Origin of the sequence: Escherichia sp. WS3227_2, assembly GCF_046486495.1 — a bacterium.
GTDB classification, from domain to species: Bacteria; Pseudomonadota; Gammaproteobacteria; order Enterobacterales; family Enterobacteriaceae; genus Escherichia; species Escherichia coli.
This window is the reverse complement of sequence record NZ_JBJQLG010000015.1, coordinates 1-18,405: the sequence shown is the minus strand read 5'-3', so window position 1 is coordinate 18,405 and position 18,405 is coordinate 1. Positions and strand designations below refer to the sequence as shown.

14 protein-coding genes and 1 riboswitch are annotated in these 18,405 nt (G+C 52.4%); of the genes, 10 read left to right on the top strand and 4 right to left on the bottom strand.

Annotation, left to right across the window (positions count from 1 at the left end; translation table 11 throughout):
* Position 1 precedes the first annotated feature (1 nt).
* Entirely contained in the window at positions 2-2,653 is a 2,652-nt protein-coding gene (ppc, locus tag ACJHXB_RS19325) for a phosphoenolpyruvate carboxylase (RefSeq protein WP_001005578.1), read from the bottom strand.
* Between the two features lie 411 nt (positions 2,654-3,064).
* A complete protein-coding gene (gene argE, locus ACJHXB_RS19320) occupies positions 3,065-4,216 on the bottom strand; it encodes an acetylornithine deacetylase (protein WP_001309115.1) in 1,152 nt (383 codons plus the stop codon).
* A gap of 153 nt (positions 4,217-4,369) precedes the next feature.
* Between argE and argC the strand changes: the two genes are divergently transcribed.
* The 4 genes from argC to oxyR all read left to right on the top strand — a co-directional run bounded on the left by argC (position 4,370) and on the right by oxyR (position 8,776).
* A complete protein-coding gene (gene argC / locus ACJHXB_RS19315; protein ID WP_000935366.1) occupies positions 4,370-5,374 on the top strand; it encodes an N-acetyl-gamma-glutamyl-phosphate reductase in 1,005 nt (334 codons plus the stop codon).
* A 7-nt stretch (positions 5,375-5,381) separates the two neighbouring features.
* Positions 5,382-6,158: an acetylglutamate kinase gene (gene argB, locus ACJHXB_RS19310; RefSeq protein WP_001605002.1), complete on the top strand. Its 777-nt coding sequence runs from the start codon at positions 5,382-5,384 to the stop codon at positions 6,156-6,158.
* Between the two features lie 60 nt (positions 6,159-6,218).
* Positions 6,219-7,592: an argininosuccinate lyase gene (gene argH, locus ACJHXB_RS19305; protein WP_001230093.1), complete on the top strand. Its 1,374-nt coding sequence runs from the start codon at positions 6,219-6,221 to the stop codon at positions 7,590-7,592.
* 266 nt (positions 7,593-7,858) lie between these two features.
* Entirely contained in the window at positions 7,859-8,776 is a 918-nt protein-coding gene (oxyR, locus tag ACJHXB_RS19300; RefSeq protein ID WP_001025939.1) for a DNA-binding transcriptional regulator OxyR, read from the top strand.
* On the opposite strand, the gene sthA is transcribed toward oxyR, so the two are convergent.
* Positions 8,759-10,159 (bottom strand): Si-specific NAD(P)(+) transhydrogenase, encoded by a 1,401-nt coding sequence (gene sthA, locus ACJHXB_RS19295; RefSeq protein ID WP_001120810.1) that lies wholly within the window; start codon positions 10,157-10,159, stop codon positions 8,759-8,761. The genes oxyR and sthA overlap by 18 nt on opposite strands.
* A gap of 328 nt (positions 10,160-10,487) precedes the next feature.
* Here sthA and ACJHXB_RS19290 point away from each other — a divergent pair, with 328 nt between their 5' ends.
* The 4 genes from ACJHXB_RS19290 to ACJHXB_RS19275 all read left to right on the top strand — a co-directional run bounded on the left by ACJHXB_RS19290 (position 10,488) and on the right by ACJHXB_RS19275 (position 14,126).
* Positions 10,488-11,654: a M20 aminoacylase family protein gene (locus tag ACJHXB_RS19290; RefSeq protein WP_000569565.1), complete on the top strand. Its 1,167-nt coding sequence runs from the start codon at positions 10,488-10,490 to the stop codon at positions 11,652-11,654.
* Between the two features lie 42 nt (positions 11,655-11,696).
* A complete protein-coding gene (locus ACJHXB_RS19285) occupies positions 11,697-13,013 on the top strand; it encodes a citrate-proton symporter (protein WP_000125476.1) in 1,317 nt (438 codons plus the stop codon).
* A gap of 103 nt (positions 13,014-13,116) precedes the next feature.
* Complete coding sequence (gene fabR, locus ACJHXB_RS19280) at positions 13,117-13,767, top strand: HTH-type transcriptional repressor FabR (protein WP_001309117.1); 651 nt, start codon at positions 13,117-13,119, stop codon at positions 13,765-13,767.
* The gene (locus ACJHXB_RS19275; protein ID WP_000806411.1) at positions 13,767-14,126 is read left to right on the top strand and encodes a YijD family membrane protein; all 360 of its coding nucleotides are present in this window, start codon (positions 13,767-13,769) and stop codon (positions 14,124-14,126) included. The genes fabR and ACJHXB_RS19275 overlap by 1 nt, the downstream gene beginning before the upstream one ends.
* Before the next feature lie 39 nt (positions 14,127-14,165).
* On the opposite strand, the gene trmA is transcribed toward ACJHXB_RS19275, so the two are convergent.
* Positions 14,166-15,266, bottom strand: a complete 1,101-nt coding sequence (gene trmA, locus ACJHXB_RS19270) for a tRNA (uridine(54)-C5)-methyltransferase TrmA (RefSeq protein ID WP_000187004.1) — start codon at positions 15,264-15,266, stop codon at positions 14,166-14,168.
* Between the two features lie 113 nt (positions 15,267-15,379).
* Positions 15,380-15,570, top strand: a riboswitch (cobalamin riboswitch).
* A 64-nt stretch (positions 15,571-15,634) separates the two neighbouring features.
* Here trmA and btuB point away from each other — a divergent pair.
* Both btuB and murI read left to right on the top strand, forming a co-directional pair.
* Entirely contained in the window at positions 15,635-17,479 is a 1,845-nt protein-coding gene (btuB, locus tag ACJHXB_RS19265; protein WP_000591356.1) for a TonB-dependent vitamin B12 receptor BtuB, read from the top strand.
* On the top strand, positions 17,424-18,281 hold the full coding sequence (gene murI / locus ACJHXB_RS19260; protein ID WP_000201819.1) for a glutamate racemase: 858 nt from the start codon (positions 17,424-17,426) through the stop codon (positions 18,279-18,281). Before btuB ends, murI begins: the two co-directional genes overlap by 56 nt.
* The last annotated feature ends 124 nt before the right edge of the window (positions 18,282-18,405 follow it).

The following is an 18,405-nucleotide window of genomic DNA, read 5'->3' as shown; positions in this document are numbered from 1 at the left end:
ATTAGCCGGTATTACGCATACCTGCCGCAATCCCGGCAATAGTGACCATTAACGCCTGCTCGACGCGAGGATCCGGCTCATGGCCTTCTTTTTCTGCCTGGCGGGAGCGGTGCAGCAACTCGGCCTGCAATACGTTCAGCGGGTCGGTGTAAATATTCCGTAGCTGAATAGACTCTGCAATCCACGGCAGATCGGCCATCAGATGGGAATCGTTGGCAATCGCCAGCACCACTTTGATGTCTTCTTCTTGCAGATTGCGTAACTCTTTACCTAACGGCCACAGTGCTTTGTCTACCAGACGTTGGTCATAGTATTCCGCCAGCCACAGGTCTGCTTTGGCGAAGACCATCTCCAGCATGCCGAGACGCGTCGAGAAGAATGGCCAATCGCGGCACATAGCCTCCAGCTCGCTCTGTTTGCCATCTTCGACCACTTTTTGCAGCGCCGTACCTGCACCCAGCCAGGCGGGGAGCATCAGGCGGTTTTGCGTCCATGCAAAAATCCACGGAATGGCGCGCAGCGACTCGACGCCACCGGTCGGGCGACGTTTGGCCGGACGTGAACCCAGCGGCAGTTTGCCCAGTTCTTGTTCCGGCGTAGCGGAGCGGAAGTAAGGCACAAAATCTTTGTTTTCACGTACGTAGCCACGGTAGAGATCGCAGGAGATGACTGACAGTTCATCCATAATGCGACGCCAGCTCTCTTTCGGCTCAGGTGGTGGCAGCAGGTTGGCTTCCAAAATCGCCCCGGTGTACAGCGACAGGCTGCTGACGGTGATTTCTGGCAGACCATATTTAAAGCGGATCATCTCGCCCTGTTCAGTCACGCGCAGGCCGCCTTTCAGGCTTCCTGGCGGTTGTGACAGCAGCGCCGCATGAGCAGGTGCGCCGCCGCGACCAATGGAACCGCCGCGACCGTGGAACAACGTCAGTTCAATACCCGCTTTTTCGCAGGTTTTGATTAATGCATCCTGTGCCTGATATTGCGCCCAGGAAGCCGCCATCACGCCCGCATCTTTTGCTGAGTCGGAATAGCCAATCATCACCATCTGTTTGCCCTGAATCAGGCCGCGATACCAGTCGATATTCAGCAGCTGGGTCATGACATCGTTGGCGTTGTTCAGGTCATCGAGGGTTTCAAACAGCGGAGCAACCGGCATTGCAAACCCGATACCCGCTTCTTTCAGCAGCAGGTGGACAGCCAGCACGTCGGACGGCGTTTTCGCCATCGAGATCACGTAGGCGGCAATGGAGCCTTGCGGCGCTTCGGCAATCACCTGGCAGGTATCGAGCACTTCGCGCGTTTCGGCGCTTGGTTGCCAGTTGCGCGGCAGAAGCGGACGTTTGGAGTTCAGTTCGCGGATCAGGAACGCCTGTTTGTCGGCCTCTGACCAGCTTTCGTAGTCGCCGATACCGAGGTAGCGGGTCAGCTCGCCCAGCGCTTCGGTATGGCGGGTGCTCTCCTGACGGATATCAATACGGACCAGCGGTACGCCGAAACATTTCACGCGGCGCAGGGTGTCGAGCAGATCGCCGTTGGCGATAATACCCATGCCACACGCCTGAAGTGACTGGTAGCAAGCGTAGAGCGGTTCCCACAGTTCTTCGTTTTGTGTCAGCAGGCCTTCTGGTTTTGGCAGTTCTTCGCCTTTCAGGCGCGCTTCCAGCCATGCCTGTGTCGCCATCAGGCGAGAACGCAGGTTTTTCATCAGATAGCGATACGGTTCTGCGGCACCTTCTTCGCCAACCAGCGCCAGCAGTTCAGGGGTCGCTTCAACCATCGACAGTTCAGAAACCAGCACCTGAATATCTTTCAGGAACAGATCGGTGGCTTTCCAGCGACTGAGCAGCAGGACGTGGCGGGTGATATCGGCAGTGACGTTCGGGTTGCCGTCGCGGTCACCGCCCATCCACGAGGTAAAACGGACCGGAACAAATTCGACGGGCAGTTTGTAGCCGAGATTCTCTTCCAGTTGTTCGTTCAATTCGCGCAGGTAATTCGGTACGCCTTGCCACAGGCTGTTTTCTACTACGGCAAAGCCCCATTTGGCTTCATCTACCGGGCTTGGACGCAGTTTACGGATTTCATCGGTATGCCATGACTGGGCGATCAACTGGCGCAGGCGGCGCATCAGCTGGTTGTGTTCGTAGTCGGCGATATCTTTGTTATCGAGCTGTTTTAAACAGGCGTTCACTTCCACCATTTTGTGGATCAGTGTACGACGGGTAATTTCGGTTGGGTGAGCCGTGAGGACCAGTTCCAGCGACAGCGATTCCACTGCTTTTTTGATGGTGTCTTCGCTCAGTTCCGGCTGGTTTTTCAGTTTACGCAGGGTGCGGGCGATCACTTCCGGGTTGCTGGCAGCTTCGCCTTTCGGCGAAATGCTGTGGTATTGCTCAGCGGTGTTGGCCAGGTTCAGGAACTGACTAAACGCACGCGCAACGGGCAGCAGCTCGTCGTTCGACAAATTTTGTAAGGTGGTGAGCAACTCCTGGCGGTTAGCATCATTGCCAGCGCGTGAAGATTTCGACAACTTACGGATAGTTTCTACGCGTTCAAGAATGTGTTCTCCCAACGCATCCTTGATGGTTTCTCCCAGCACTTTGCCGAGCATACTGACATTACTACGCAATGCGGAATATTGTTCGTTCATATTACCCCAGACACCCCATCTTATCGTTTGATAGCCCTGTATCCTTCACGTCGCATTGGCGCGAATATGCTCGGGCTTTGCTTTTCGTCGTCTTTTATAAAGCCACGTAAAAGCGGTGACGTCAAATGCTGCGAAATCGCTTCAGCAAACGAATAAATAGCAGGAATTTACGCCATTAAATTCACGACGCTTTAAATAAGCGTAACTTATGGGAATGTTAAAAAATCGCCTCAATTAACACCAAAGAGTTATGAGTTGTAGTTACCATTTGGGCATCATTTGAGATTGCTGACAAACTCGCTTACGGGTCAGTATGGGCACGGTTTTCCCCTCACCCTAACCCTCTCCCCGAAGGGGCGAGGGGACTGTCCGTGCGCTTGCATGGCTTTGTCATCAGCCTGATTTGCTTTTTTAATGCCAGCAAAAATGGTGAATTACCTGGGTTATCAGTTCGCGGGTGGGCTTGATAAACCGCGTCTCCAGATATTCATCAGGCTGATGAGCCTGATTAATTGAGCCAGGGCCCAGAACCAGCGTCGGGCATAACGTTTGAATAAACGGCGCTTCGGTACAGTAATTCACCACTTCGGTCTTTGCTCCGAGCAATTTCTCAACTACTTCAACCAGTTGATGATTTGGCGGGCATTCATAGCCAGGGATCGGCGGATGCAGCTCGTCGACCGTCAGACGACCCGGCCAGCGTTCGCTCACCGGAGCCAGCGCATCGTTGAGTAGGCCATTAAGTTCATTGAGTGTCATGCCCGGCAGCGGACGAATATCCATATGCAACTCACAGCAAGCGCAAATACGGTTAGAAGCGTCGCCACCGTGAATATGCCCGAGGTTGAGCGTGGGGTATGGCACGGTAAACGCTTCGTAGTGATAACGTTCTTTCAGCTTATCGCGCAATTGCAAAATATGCCCGATGGCGTCGTGCATCAGTTCGATAGCGTTAACTCCGCGTGCAGGATCGCTGGAGTGGCCCGACTGGCCCTGAATACGGATGGCGTTAGAGATATGACCTTTATGTGCGCGTACCGGTTGTAGTGACGTCGGTTCGCCAATGATGGCGCAATCCGGGCGCAGGGCGGTAGTTTCGGCAAAATAACGCGCTCCGGCCATACTGGTTTCTTCATCGGCAGTCGCCAGAATGTAGAGCGGTTTTTTCAGTTTCGTGACGTCGACATCGCGTAGCGCATCAAGGATAAACGCAAAAAAGCCTTTCATGTCGGCGGTGCCTAAGCCGTAAAGCTTGCCGTCATGCTCCGTCAGTGTAAACGGATCGCGCGTCCAGCGTCCGTCATCAAATGGCACCGTATCGGTATGCCCCGCCAGCAACAAACCGCCAGCCCCCTGTCCGGTACTTGCCAGCATATTAAATTTGTTGCGAGTTCCTGGCACAGGCTGCACTTCCACATTGAAGCCTAAATCTTTAAACCAGTCCGCCAGCAGAGTGATTAAATCTGCATTGCTTTGATCGAGTGCCTCTTCCGTGGCGCTTATTGAAGGTGTGGCAATCAGAGCACGGTAAATCTCGATAAATGGCGGTAATTTGTTTTTCATTGTTGACACACCTCTGGTCATGATAGTATCAATATTCATGCAGTATTTATGAATAAAAATACACTAACGTTGAGCGTAATAAAACCCACCAGCCGTAAGGTGAATGTTTTACGTTTAACCTGGCAACCAGACATAAGAAGGTGAATAGCCCCGATGTTGAATACGCTGATTGTGGGTGCCAGCGGCTACGCTGGCGCAGAGCTAGTGACCTATGTAAATCGCCATCCGCATATGAACATAACCGCTTTGACTGTTTCAGCGCAAAGCAATGATGCGGGAAAGTTAATCTCCGATTTGCATCCGCAGCTAAAAGGCATCGTTGATCTGCCGTTGCAGCCGATGTCGGATATCAGCGAGTTTAGCCCAGGGGTGGACGTGGTGTTTCTCGCCACCGCCCATGAAGTTAGCCACGATTTAGCGCCGCAATTTCTTGAAGCCGGCTGCGTGGTGTTCGACCTTTCCGGCGCGTTTCGTGTTAACGACGCCACCTTCTATGAAAAATATTACGGCTTTACCCATCAGTATCCGGAACTGCTGGAACAGGCAGCCTACGGTCTGGCCGAGTGGTGCGGTAATAAATTAAAAGAAGCGAACTTGATTGCCGTGCCAGGCTGTTATCCGACGGCGGCACAGCTGGCGCTGAAACCGTTGATTGATGCCGATCTTCTTGACCTCAATCAGTGGCCGGTGATCAACGCCACCAGCGGCGTGAGCGGTGCAGGACGTAAGGCAGCGATTTCAAATAGTTTTTGTGAAGTTAGCCTGCAACCGTATGGCGTCTTTACTCATCGCCATCAACCAGAGATCGCCACACACCTCGGTGCTGACGTTATCTTCACCCCGCATCTGGGCAATTTCCCGCGCGGCATTCTCGAAACCATTACCTGCCGCCTGAAACCGGGTGTGACCCAGGTGCAAGTCGCGCAAGTGTTACAGCAGGCGTATGCCCATAAACCGCTGGTGCGACTGTATGACAAAGGCGTTCCGGCGCTGAAAAATGTCGTTGGGCTGCCATTTTGCGATATCGGGTTTGCCGTTCAGGGCGAGCATCTGATTATTGTGGCGACCGAAGACAACTTACTGAAAGGCGCGGCGGCACAAGCGGTACAGTGCGCCAATATACGTTTCGGCTATGCGGAAACGCAGTCTCTTATTTAAGGGTGCAATGATGAATCCATTAATTATCAAACTGGGCGGCGTACTGCTGGATAGTGAAGAGGCGCTGGAACGTCTGTTTAGCGCCCTGGTGAATTATCGTGAGTCACATCAGCGTCCGCTGGTGATTGTCCACGGTGGCGGCTGCGTGGTAGATGAGTTGATGAAAGGGCTGAATCTGCCGGTGAAAAAGAAAAATGGCCTGCGGGTGACGCCAGCGGATCAGATAAACATTATCACCGGAGCACTGGCGGGAACGGCAAATAAAACCCTGCTGGCATGGGCGAAGAAACATCAGATTGCGGCCGTAGGTTTGTTTCTCGGTGACGGCGACAGCGTCAAAGTGACCCAGCTTGATGAAGAGTTAGGCCATGTTGGACTGGCGCAGCCAGGTTCGCCTAAGCTTATCAACACCTTGCTGGAGAACGGTTATCTGCCGGTGGTCAGCTCCATTGGCGTAACAGACGAAGGGCAACTGATGAACGTCAATGCTGACCAGGCAGCGACGGCGCTGGCGGCAACGCTGGGCGCGGATCTGATTTTGCTCTCCGACGTCAGCGGCATTCTCGACGGCAAAGGGCAACGTATTGCCGAAATGACCGCCGCGAAAGCAGAACAACTGATTGAGCAGGGCATTATTACTGATGGCATGATAGTGAAAGTGAACGCGGCGCTGGATGCTGCGCGCACGCTGGGCCGCCCGGTGGATATCGCTTCCTGGCGTCATGCGGAACAGCTTCCGGCACTGTTTAACGGTATGCCGATGGGTACGCGGATTTTAGCTTAAGTTTTGTTGGCCGGAAGCGCAGCTTTCCGGCATTGAATTTCAAAATAAGGAAACAGAGTTATGGCACTTTGGGGCGGACGTTTTACCCAGGCAGCAGATCAACGGTTCAAACAATTTAACGACTCACTGCGCTTTGATTACCGTCTGGCGGAGCAGGATATTGTTGGCTCTGTGGCCTGGTCCAAAGCCCTGGTAACGGTCGGTGTGCTGACCGCAGAAGAACAGGCGCAACTGGAAGAGGCGTTGAACGTGCTGCTGGAAGATGTTCGCGCCAGGCCACAACAAATCCTTGAAAGCGACGCCGAAGATATCCATAGCTGGGTGGAAGGCAAACTGATCGACAAAGTGGGCCAGTTAGGCAAAAAGCTGCATACCGGGCGTAGTCGTAATGATCAGGTAGCGACTGACCTGAAACTGTGGTGCAAAGATACCGTTAGCGAGTTACTGACGGCTAACCGGCAGTTACAATCCGCTCTGGTCGAGACCGCACAAAACAATCAGGACGCGGTGATGCCGGGTTACACCCACCTGCAACGCGCTCAACCGGTGACTTTCGCGCACTGGTGCCTGGCCTACGTTGAGATGCTGGCGCGTGATGAAAGCCGTTTGCAGGATGCGCTTAAGCGTCTGGATGTCAGCCCGTTAGGCTGTGGCGCACTGGCGGGAACGGCCTATGAAATCGACCGTGAACAGTTAGCAGGCTGGCTGGGATTTGCCTCAGCGACCCGTAACAGTCTCGACAGCGTTTCTGACCGTGACCACGTGCTGGAACTGCTGTCTGCTGCCGCTATCGGCATGGTGCATCTGTCGCGTTTTGCTGAAGATCTGATTTTCTTTAACACCGGCGAAGCGGGGTTTGTCGAGCTTTCGGACCGCGTGACTTCCGGTTCATCATTAATGCCGCAGAAGAAAAACCCGGATGCGCTGGAGCTGATTCGCGGTAAATGCGGTCGGGTGCAGGGGGCGTTAACCGGCATGATGATGACGCTGAAAGGTTTGCCGCTGGCTTACAACAAAGATATGCAGGAAGACAAAGAAGGTCTGTTCGACGCGCTCGATACCTGGCTGGACTGCCTGCATATGGCGGCGCTGGTGCTGGACGGCATTCAGGTGAAACGTCCGCGTTGCCAGGAAGCGGCTCAGCAGGGTTACGCCAACGCCACTGAACTGGCGGATTACCTGGTGGCGAAAGGCGTACCGTTCCGCGAGGCGCACCATATTGTTGGTGAAGCGGTGGTGGAAGCCATTCGTCAGGGCAAACCGCTGGAAGAACTACCGCTCAGTGAGTTGCAGAAATTCAGTCAGGTGATTGGCGAAGATGTCTATCCGATTCTGTCGCTACAATCGTGCCTCGACAAGCGTGCGGCAAAAGGCGGCGTCTCACCGCAGCAGGTGGCGCAGGCGATTGCTTTTGCGCAGGCGCGGTTGGGGTAAGAACATTTATATGTACAAATTTGAGCCTGGCTTATCGCCGGGCTTTTTTATGGCAAAAAAAAGCGGATCCTGGAGATCCGCAAAAGTTCACGTTGGCTTTAGTTATTCGAGTTGAGAAACTCTCGAAACGGGCAGTGACTTCAAGGGTTAAAAGAGGTGCCGCTCCGTTTCTGTGAGCAATTATCAGTCAGAATGCTTGATAGGGATAATCGTTCGTTGCTATGCTACCTATCGCCGCGAACTATCGTGGCAATGGAGGATGGATAATGAATATTCGTGATCTTGAGTACCTGGTGGCATTGGCCGAACACCGCCATTTTCGGCGTGCGGCAGATTCCTGCCACGTTAGCCAGCCGACGCTTAGCGGGCAAATTCGTAAGCTGGAAGATGAGTTGGGCGTGATGTTGCTGGAGCGGACCAGCCGTAAAGTGTTGTTCACCCAGGCGGGAATGCTGCTGGTGGATCAGGCGCGTACCGTGCTGCGTGAGGTGAAAGTCCTTAAAGAGATGGCAAGCCAGCAGGGCGAGACGATGTCCGGACCGCTGCATATTGGTTTGATTCCCACGGTTGGACCGTACCTGCTACCGCATATTATCCCGATGCTGCACCAGACCTTTCCAAAGCTGGAAATGTATCTGCATGAAGCACAGACCCACCAGTTACTGGCGCAACTGGACAGCGGCAAGCTCGATTGCGTGATCCTCGCGCTGGTGAAAGAGAGCGAAGCATTCATTGAAGTGCCGTTGTTTGATGAGCCAATGTTGCTGGCTATCTATGAAGATCACCCGTGGGCGAACCGCGAATGCGTACCGATGGCCGATCTGGCAGGAGAAAAACTGCTGATGCTGGAAGATGGTCATTGTTTGCGCGATCAGGCAATGGGTTTCTGTTTTGAAGCCGGGGCGGATGAAGATACACACTTCCGCGCGACCAGCCTGGAGACGCTGCGCAACATGGTGGCGGCAGGTAGCGGGATCACTTTACTGCCAGCGCTGGCTGTGCCGCCGGAGCGCAAACGCGATGGAGTTGTTTATCTGCCGTGCATTAAGCCGGAGCCTCGCCGCACTATTGGGCTGGTTTATCGTCCGGGCTCACCGCTGCGCAGCCGCTATGAGCAGCTGGCAGAGGCCATCCGCGCAAGAATGGATGGCCATTTCGATAAAGTGTTAAAACAGGCGGTTTAAACCGTTTAACGCAGCTACCCGATAGGCTTCCGCCATCGTCGGGTAGTTAAAGGTGGTGTTGACGAAGTACTCAATAGTGTTGCCGCCACCTTTCTGTTCCATAATCGCCTGACCGATATGAATAATTTCGGCAGCGCGCTCGCCAAAGCAGTGAATACCCAGAATCTCTTTTGTTTCCCGATGGAACAAAATTTTCAGCGTGCCCACGTTCATGCCGACGATTTGTGCGCGTGCCAGATGTTTGAACTGGGCGCGGCCCACTTCATACGGCACTTTCATCGCGGTCAGCTGCTGTTCGGTTTTGCCCACAGAGCTGATTTCCGGGATGGTGTAAATGCCGGTAGGGATATCTTCAATCAGATGTGCGGTGGCTTCGCCTTTCACCAGCGCCTGCGCGGCAATGCGCCCCTGGTCATAGGCCGCCGACGCTAGGCTCGGATAACCAATCACGTCGCCCACCGCGTAAACGTGTGGCTGTGCGGTCTGATACATGCTGTTGACCTTCAGCTGTCCGCGACTGTCAGTTTCCAGCCCAATGTTCTGTAACGCCAGCGAATCGGTATTACCGGTGCGACCGTTGGCATAGAGCAGACAGTCAGCTTTCAGTTTTTTACCCGACTTCAGATGCATGATCACACCGTCGTCACAGCCTTCGATCTTCTCGTACTCTTCGTTGTGACGAATCACTACGCCACTGTTCCAGAAGTGATAGGAGAGAGAATCTGACATCTCTTGATCGAGAAATGCCAGCAGGCGATCGCGGGTATTGATCAGATCCACTTTTACATCCATACCGCGGAAGATCGACGCATATTCACAGCCGATCACTCCAGCACCGTAAATCAGCACATGGCGCGGTTCGTGGTGCATGCTAAGAATTGAGTCGCTGTCGTAAATGCGTGGATGGGTGAAATCAACATCTGTTGGATGATATGGACGAGAGCCACAGGCAATAACAAATTTTTCAGCGGTTAGTGTTTCGACGCTGCCGTCCGGGCAATCCAGCGCCAGCGTATGCTCGTCAACAAAGCGAGCGTTTCCCTGCAATATTTCACAGTGATTACGTTCGTAAAATCCCTGACGCATGCGCGTTTGTTGATTAATCACGTTATCGGCATGGTTAAGGATATCGGCAAAAGAAGAGCGGAGCAGTCGCGAATGGTCGCTGTATAGTGGGTTTTGATTGAATTCTATAATGCGGCTGACGGCGTGACGGAGAGCTTTCGACGGGATGGTGCCCCAGTGGGTGCAACCGCCGCCAACATTTTGATAACGCTCGATAACTGCGACGCGCGCACCTTGCTTAACCAGGCCCATTGCAGCGCCTTCGCCGCCGGGGCCGGAACCTATTACTATGGCATCGTAATCGTAGGAATGTGGCATGGTAGGGCTTACCTGTTCTTATACATAAAAGCAACAGAATGGTAACATTTTATCGCGGGTAAGCCAATTGATCCCCGTCATTTATCTGGCTATAACTTGAGCGGGCTTTGCTTTATCTGCCCCTTCTTATTTCATTAATTCACTATTAATCGCTTTTTCTTATGGCTGATAGTTTTATCTTGCCGAAGCGTTCTTTTTTGTTATTGTCTTTATGAAATCTTCTTATAAAACAAATATATAAATATTTTATATTGATGAGTTATTTGTATTTATACCATCAATAAGATCCGTTAATTAGCCTGTTTATAAGTGAATAAAGGAATAGCCGATGATCGAACACTATATTCGAGGGTTTGAGGAAGAACTGCGCGAGATCCGCCATCAGATCCACGAAAACCCGGAACTGGGATTACAAGAATTTAAAACCAGTGCTTTGGTGGCGGAAAAGCTGCGCCAGTGGGGCTATGAGGTTGAGCAAGGGCTGGCGACAACCGGCGTGGTAGCCACGTTAAAAGTGGGCGACGGAGAGAAAAGTATTGGCCTGCGGGCGGATATGGATGCATTGCCAATTTATGAAAATAGTGGCAAGCCCTGGGCCAGTAAACATCCTGGTTTAATGCACGCCTGCGGGCATGACGGGCATACCACCATACTGCTGGGTGCCGCGCGTTATTTTGCCGAAACCCGCCTTTTTAACGGCACGTTACGTCTCATCTTCCAGCCTGCGGAAGAGATGATTAACGGCGGTGAGATCATGGTTAAAGAGGGGCTTTTTGACCGTTTCCCCTGCGATGTCATTTTCGGCATGCATAACATGCCCGGTCTGCCGGTGGGTAAGTTTTATTTCCAGCCTGGGGCGCTAATGGCGTCAATGGATCAGTTCCATATTACGGTTCGTGGTTGTGGTGGACACGGTGCGATCCCGCACAAAGCCATCGATCCGGTGCTGGTTGCTGCACATATCACCACCGCATTACAAAGCATTGTGTCGCGCAATGTCGATCCGCTGGAAGCGGCGGTAATTACCGTCGGCAGCATTGTTGCAGGGGAGGCGGCTAACGTCATTCCTGACAGTGCTGAGATGAAAATCAGCGTCCGCTCTCTTAGCCGCGATACCCGACAACTTCTTCTGACCCGTATTCCTGCTCTGGCACAAGCCCAGGCTGCCAGCTTTGGTGCTACGGCTGAGGTTACGCATGTTAACGGTACACCGGTATTAGTGAATGACGAGGAGATGGCGCGCTTCGCCTGGCAGGTGGCGTGTAAAACGTTTGGTGAAGATCGGGCCGAGTTTGGCATCAAGCCCCTGATGGGCAGTGAGGATTTCTCTTTCATGCTGGAAGCCCAGCCGAAAGGCGCTTTTTTGCTGTTCGGTAATGGCGATGTCGGGGAAGGTTCCTGCATGGTGCATAACCCGGGCTACGACTTCAACGATGCAAGTCTGGTCCCGGCATGCAGCTACTGGGGCGCACTGGTAGAAGCCTGGCTGCAATAAATAAAACAACACACAACAACACTTTTTGGCAAGGAACATGGAATGACGGCGATCGTAAATGGAAGCGTGATTGTGAAGAAAAAGCCCAGCGGTAAGCGGGTGATTTTTGCTTCGGCGTTTGGCAATGCGCTCGAATTTTTTGATTTTGGCGTTTACAACTTTTTTGTGGTCTATATCAGTACACTATTTTTCCCGCCCAGCGCAGACAAAAACGTCGCGCTACTACTGGCATTTGCAACGTTTGGCGTGAGTTTTTTTATGCGCCCGCTTGGTGGAATTATCGTCGGGGCCTGGGCCGATCGTTTCGGACGTAAGCCCGCGATGGTGTTCACCATTGCCCTGATGAGCCTCGGCACGTTGATGATTGGCATCGCGCCGACATATGCAACGGCAGGCTATTGGGGAACCGCGACGCTGGTGCTGGCGCGTCTAATTCAGGGCGTTGCGGCAGGAGGCGAAGTCGGTGCCTCAATGTCTTTGTTGGTTGAATCAGCTCCGGCAAATCGTCGCGGCTTTTACAGTAGCTGGTCGCTGGCGACCCAGGGGCTGGCAACGACCTTTGGTGGTGTTGTTGCTTTAGGTCTGAGCGCATGGCTACCGTTCGCCACAGGTTCAGAAACCGTAATGGCAGAATGGGGCTGGCGTGTGCCGTTCTTTATTGGCGTGTTATTAGCACCTATCGGTTGCTGGTTGCGTCTGAGCCTGGAAAATGACGTACCTGAGCCTGTGCGCAATAAAAAAGCTGCTACCAGCGAAAGCGCGTTCTCTCTGCTCCTGCTACACAAGGCGACGATCGTTAATGGCGTTTTACTCGCTATTGGTAGCACGGTCGCAACCTATATTTCCCTCTTTTATTACGGCACCTGGGCGGCGAAGTATCTGGCGATGCCTCAACATTATTCTCATGCAGCGATGTTACTGGCGGGCGTTATTACGTTTGTGGGTGCGTTGCTGGTGGGGATGTTGTGCGATTCGGTCGGGCGTAAAAAGCTGATTTTAATCTCCCGTGTGATGGTGCTGATCTGTAGCTGGCCGTCATTCTGGCTGTTGGTGAATTACCCAAGCCCTGGCATGTTGCTGACGGTGGTTTTCGTGATGGTCAGCTTTACCACGCTTGGTGGTGTGCCAGTGATGTTGTTGATCTCTGAATTGTTGCCGAAACGGATTCGGGCATTGGGTTTTGCACTGGTTTATAGCATTGGTGTGGCAATCTTTGGCGGTTTTGCTCAATATTTCGCTACGCAATCCATCGTGTTGCTGGATAGTTTGACGGCTCCGGCGTGGTATCTGGGGGGAGGCACGTTGCTGTCGATGCTGGCGTTGTTGTACGTAAAAGAACCGGCCAAAGAATTGCAGTAAATATGTTTTATTGCGTTACCGTTCATTCACAACACTGGAGCAATCCAGTATGTTCATTCTCTGGTATAGTGCCAGCAGTACTTTTGGCAAGGATTCAGACATCGTGATGGGCGTAAGAGCGCAACAAAAAGAAAAAACCCGCCGTTCGCTGGTGGAAGCCGCATTTAGCCAATTAAGTGCTGAACGCAGCTTCGCCAGCCTGAGTTTGCGTGAAGTGGCGCGTGAAGCGGGCATTGCTCCCACCTCTTTTTATCGGCATTTCCGCGACGTAGACGAACTGGGTCTGACCATGGTTGATGAGAGCGGTTTAATGCTACGCCAACTCATGCGCCAGGCGCGTCAGCGTATCGCCAAAGGCGGGAGTGTGATCCGCACCTCGGTCTCCACATTTATGGAGTTCATCGGTAATAATCCTAACGCCTTCCGGTTATTATTGCGGGAACGCTCCGGCACCTCCGCTGCGTTTCGTGCTGCGGTTGCGCGTGAAATTCAGCACTTCATTGCGGAACTTGCGGACTATCTGGAACTCGAAAACCATATGCCGCGTGCGTTTACTGAAGCGCAAGCCGAAGCCATGGTGACGATTGTCTTCAGTGCGGGTGCCGAGGCGTTGGACGTCGGCGTCGAACAACGTCGGCAATTAGAAGAGCGACTGGTACTGCAACTGCGAATGATTTCGAAAGGGGCTTATTACTGGTATCGCCGTGAACAAGAGAAAACCGCAATTATTCCGGGAAATGTGAAGGACGAGTAATGAAACAAGCAAATCAAGATAGAGGTACGCTGCTGCTGGCGTTAGTTGCTGGCTTATCGATTAATGGTACTTTCGCAGCGCTGTTTAGCTCCATTGTGCCATTTTCTGTATTCCCGATTATTTCCCTTGTGCTGACGGTTTACTGCCTGCATCAACGTTATCTTAATCGCACTATGCCGGTAGGCTTGCCGGGTCTGGCAGCTGCCTGTTTTATTCTCGGCGTACTGCTGTACAGCACGGTAGTTCGTGCGGAATATCCGGATATCGGCTCTAACTTCTTCCCGGCAGTACTGTCCGTCATTATGGTGTTCTGGATTGGCGCGAAGATGCGTAACCGTAAGCAGGAAGTTGCTGAGTAATCGGTATCATGCCGGATGCTGGCGCATCCGGCATAGATTTTACTTCGCGGTCAGTAATACGCCGCACTCCATATGGTGCGTGTAGGGGAACTGATCAAACAGAGCCAGACGTTCGACCTTGTGCGTCTGGCTTAATGTTTCCAGATTCTTGCATAACGTTTCCGGGTTACAGGAGATGTACAAAATACGCGGATACGCCTGCACCATTTTCTCGGTTTCACTGTCCAGACCGCTGCGCGGCGGGTCGACAAAAATGGTTTCGCACTGATAGGTCTTTAAGTCGATCCCTTGCAGGCGGTTAAACTCACGTACGCCATTCATCGCCTGAGTAAATTCTTCTGCCGCCATACGAATAATTTGTACATTATCAATATGGTTAGCGGCAATGTTGTATTGCGCGGCAGCGACCGACGGCTTGGCGATTTCGGTGGCTAATACCCGATCAAAATTGCGCGCCAGGGCTAATGAGAAGTTACCGTTGCCGCAGTACAGCTCCAGTAAATCGCCTTTTGAGCCTTTGGTTACGTCCAGCGCCCATTCCAGCATCTGAATATTCATCGCCGCGTTCGGCTGGGTAAAGCTGTTTTCTACCTGACGGTAGATCATCTCTTTCCCTGCGACCGGCAGACGTTCGTCGATGTAATCTTGATCCAGCGCGATTTTGGTTTTCGTTGCCCGACCAATCAGATGCACATTCAGATTCTGCGCTCGCAGTGCATCACGCAGGGTTTCCGCCTGCTGACACCATTCGTCATCCAGCTTTTTATGGTACAGCAGGGAAACGACCGCCTGATTGCTCAGCGTGGTGAGGTAATCAATCTGGAACAGCTTGTGGCGCAGGACGGGATTATTGCGCACACCCGCAATCATCGCCGTCATCAACTGGTTGATAAGTTCACTGGCGGCGGGGAAGCTATCCACGCGGATGCGGCTTTTGGTTTGTTGATCGAAAATGATGTGATACAGGTCATCGCCATCGTGCCAGATGCGGAACTCCGCACGCATCCGGTAATGACTGACCGGCGAGCGAAACACTTCCGGAACCAGGTCAGAAAACGGTGCCATCATACTTTGCAAACGTACCACTTTTTCGGCTAACTGCGCTTCATACTGTTCTGTTGGAAGGTGTTCGGGGGTCATGATGTATCCTGAAAAATTAAAGTACGCGGCGATTGTAGGGATTGCTCATCAGATGTCCAGATCTTGATGTATTCCTATTTGTGAGCTACGTCTGGACAGTAACTTGTTACAACCTGTAGCATCCACTTGCCGGTCCTGTGAGTTAATAGGGAATCCAGTGCGAATCTGGAGCTGACGCGCAGCGGTAAGGAAAGGTGCGATGATTGCGTTATGCGGACACTGCCATCCGGTGGGAAGTCATCATCTCTTAGTATCTTAGATACCCCTCCAAGCCCGAAGACCTGCCGGCCAACGTCGCATCTGGTTCTCATCATCGCGTAATATTGATGAAACCTGCGGCATCCTTCTTCTATTGTGGATGCTTTACAATGATTAAAAAAGCTTCGCTGCTGACGGCGTGTTCCGTCACAGCCTTTTCCGCTTGGGCACAGGATACCAGCCCGGATACTCTCGTCGTTACCGCTAACCGTTTTGAACAGCCGCGCAGCACTGTGCTTGCACCAACCACCGTTGTGACGCGTCAGGATATCGACCGCTGGCAGTCGACCTCGGTCAATGATGTGCTGCGCCGTCTTCCGGGCGTCGATATCACCCAAAACGGCGGTTCAGGTCAGCTCTCATCTATTTTTATTCGCGGTACAAATGCCAGTCATGTGCTGGTGTTAATTGATGGCGTCCGCCTGAATCTGGCGGGAGTGAGTGGTTCTGCCGACCTTAGCCAGTTCCCTATTGCGCTTGTCCAGCGTGTTGAATATATCCGTGGGCCGCGCTCCGCCGTTTATGGTTCCGATGCGATAGGTGGGGTGGTGAATATCATCACGACGCGCGATGAACCCGGAACGGAAATTTCAGCAGGGTGGGGAAGCAATAGTTATCAGAACTATGATGTCTCCACGCAGCAACAATTGGGGGATAAGACACGGGTAACGCTGTTGGGCGATTATGCCCATACTCATGGTTATGATGTTGTTGCCTATGGGAATACCGGAACGCAAGCGCAGACAGATAACGATGGTTTTTTAAGTAAAACGCTTTATGGCGCGCTGGAGCATAACTTTACTGATGCCTGGAGCGGCTTTGTGCGCGGCTATGGCTATGATAACCGTACCAATTATGACGCGTATTATTCTCCCGGCTCACCGTTGCTCGATACCCGTAAACTCTATAGCCAAAGTTGGGACGCCGGGCTGCGCTATAACGGTGAACTGATTAAATCACAACTCATTACCAGCTATAGCCATAGCAAAGATTACAACTACGATCCCCATTATGGTCGTTATGATTCGTCGGCGACGCTCGATGAGATGAAGCAATACACCGTCCAGTGGGCAAACAACATCATCATTGGCCACGGTAATATTGGTGCGGGTGTTGACTGGCAGAAGCAGAGCACGGCACCGGGCACAGCTTATGTTAAGGATGGATATGATCAACGTAATACCGGCATCTATCTGACCGGATTGCAACAAGTCGGCGATTTTACGTTTGAAGGCGCAGCCCGCAGCGACGATAACTCACAGTTTGGTCGTCATGGAACCTGGCAAACGAGTGCCGGTTGGGAATTCATCGAAGGCTATCGTTTTATCGCTTCTTATGGCACGTCGTACAAGGCACCTAATCTTGGGCAACTGTATGGTTTCTACGGAAATCCGAATCTGAATCCTGAGAAAAGCAAACAGTGGGAAGGCGCGTTTGAAGGCTTAACCGCTGGGGTGAACTGGCGTATTTCCGGATATCGTAACGATGTCAGTGACTTGATCGATTATGATGATCACACCCTGAAATATTACAACGAAGGGAAAGCGCGGATTAAGGGCGTCGAGGCGACCGCCAATTTTGATACCGGACCACTGACGCATACTGTGAGTTATGATTATGTCGATGCGCGTAATGCGATTACCGACGTGCCGTTGTTACGCCGTGCTAAACAGCAGGTGAAATACCAGCTCGACTGGCAATTGTATGACTTCGACTGGGGTATTACTTATCAGTATTTAGGCACTCGCTATGATAAGGATTACTCATCTTATCCTTATCAAACCGTTAAAATGGGCGGTGTGAGCTTGTGGGATCTTGCGGTTGCGTATCCGGTCACCTCTCACCTGACAGTTCGTGGTAAAATAGCCAACCTGTTCGACAAAGATTATGAGACAGTCTATGGCTACCAAACTGCAGGACGGGAATACACCTTGTCTGGCAGCTACACCTTCTGAACCACGTCCCACCGTGCTGGTGTTTGACTCCGGCGTCGGTGGGTTGTCGGTCTATGACGAGATCCGGCATCTCTTACCGGATCTCCATTACATTTATGCTTTCGATAACGTCGCTTTCCCGTATGGCGAAAAAAGCGAAGCGTTTATTGTTGAGCGAGTGGTGGCAATTGTCACCGCGGTGCAAGAACGTTATCCCCTTGCGCTGGCTGTGGTCGCTTGCAACACCGCCAGTACCGTTTCGCTTCCTGCATTACGCGAAAAGTTCGACTTCCCGGTTGTTGGTGTCGTGCCGGCGATTAAACCTGCTGCACGTCTGACGGCAAATGGCATTGTCGGATTACTGGCAACCCGCGGAACTGTTAAACGTTCTTATACTCATGAGCTGATCGCGCGTTTCGCTAATGAATGCCAGATAGAAATGCTGGGCTCGGCAGAGATGGTCGAGTTGGCTGAAGCGAAGCTGCATGGCGAAGATGTTTCTCTGGATGCGCTAAAACGTATCTTGCGTCCGTGGTTAAGAATGAAAGAGCCGCCAGATACCGTTGTACTGGGGTGTACCCATTTCCCTCTACTACAAGAAGAACTGTTACAGGTGCTGCCAGAGGGAACCCGGCTGGTGGATTCTGGCGCAGCGATTGCTCGCCGAACGGCCTGGCTGTTAGAACATGAAGCCCCGGATGCAAAATCTGCCGATGCGAATATTGCCTTTTGTATGGCAATGACGCCAGAAGCTGAACAATTATTGCCCGTTTTACAGCGTTACGGCTTCGAAACGCTCGAAAAACTGGCAGTTTTAGGCTGATTTGGTTGAATGTTGCGCGGTCAGAAAATTATTTTAAATTTCCTCTTGTCAGGCCGGAATAACTCCCTATAATGCGCCACCACTGACACGGAACAACGGCAAACACGCCGCCGGGTCAGCGGGG

Bases quoted from the DNA above. Each gene is read 5' to 3' on its own strand.
- ppc (WP_001005578.1), bottom strand. From the start codon at position 2,653: ATGAACGAACAATATTCCGCATTGCGTAGTAATGTCAGTATGCTCGGC.
- argE (WP_001309115.1), bottom strand. From the start codon at position 4,216: ATGAAAAACAAATTACCGCCATTTATCGAGATTTACCGTGCTCTGATT.
- argC (WP_000935366.1), top strand. From the start codon at position 4,370: ATGTTGAATACGCTGATTGTGGGTGCCAGCGGCTACGCTGGCGCAGAG.
- argB (WP_001605002.1), top strand. From the start codon at position 5,382: ATGATGAATCCATTAATTATCAAACTGGGCGGCGTACTGCTGGATAGT.
- argH (WP_001230093.1), top strand. From the start codon at position 6,219: ATGGCACTTTGGGGCGGACGTTTTACCCAGGCAGCAGATCAACGGTTC.
- oxyR (WP_001025939.1), top strand. From the start codon at position 7,859: ATGAATATTCGTGATCTTGAGTACCTGGTGGCATTGGCCGAACACCGC.
- sthA (WP_001120810.1), bottom strand. From the start codon at position 10,159: ATGCCACATTCCTACGATTACGATGCCATAGTAATAGGTTCCGGCCCC.
- ACJHXB_RS19290 (WP_000569565.1), top strand. From the start codon at position 10,488: ATGATCGAACACTATATTCGAGGGTTTGAGGAAGAACTGCGCGAGATC.
- ACJHXB_RS19285 (WP_000125476.1), top strand. From the start codon at position 11,697: ATGACGGCGATCGTAAATGGAAGCGTGATTGTGAAGAAAAAGCCCAGC.
- ACJHXB_RS19275 (WP_000806411.1), top strand. From the start codon at position 13,767: ATGAAACAAGCAAATCAAGATAGAGGTACGCTGCTGCTGGCGTTAGTT.
- trmA (WP_000187004.1), bottom strand. From the start codon at position 15,266: ATGACCCCCGAACACCTTCCAACAGAACAGTATGAAGCGCAGTTAGCC.
- btuB (WP_000591356.1), top strand. From the start codon at position 15,635: ATGATTAAAAAAGCTTCGCTGCTGACGGCGTGTTCCGTCACAGCCTTT.
- murI (WP_000201819.1), top strand. From the start codon at position 17,424: ATGGCTACCAAACTGCAGGACGGGAATACACCTTGTCTGGCAGCTACA.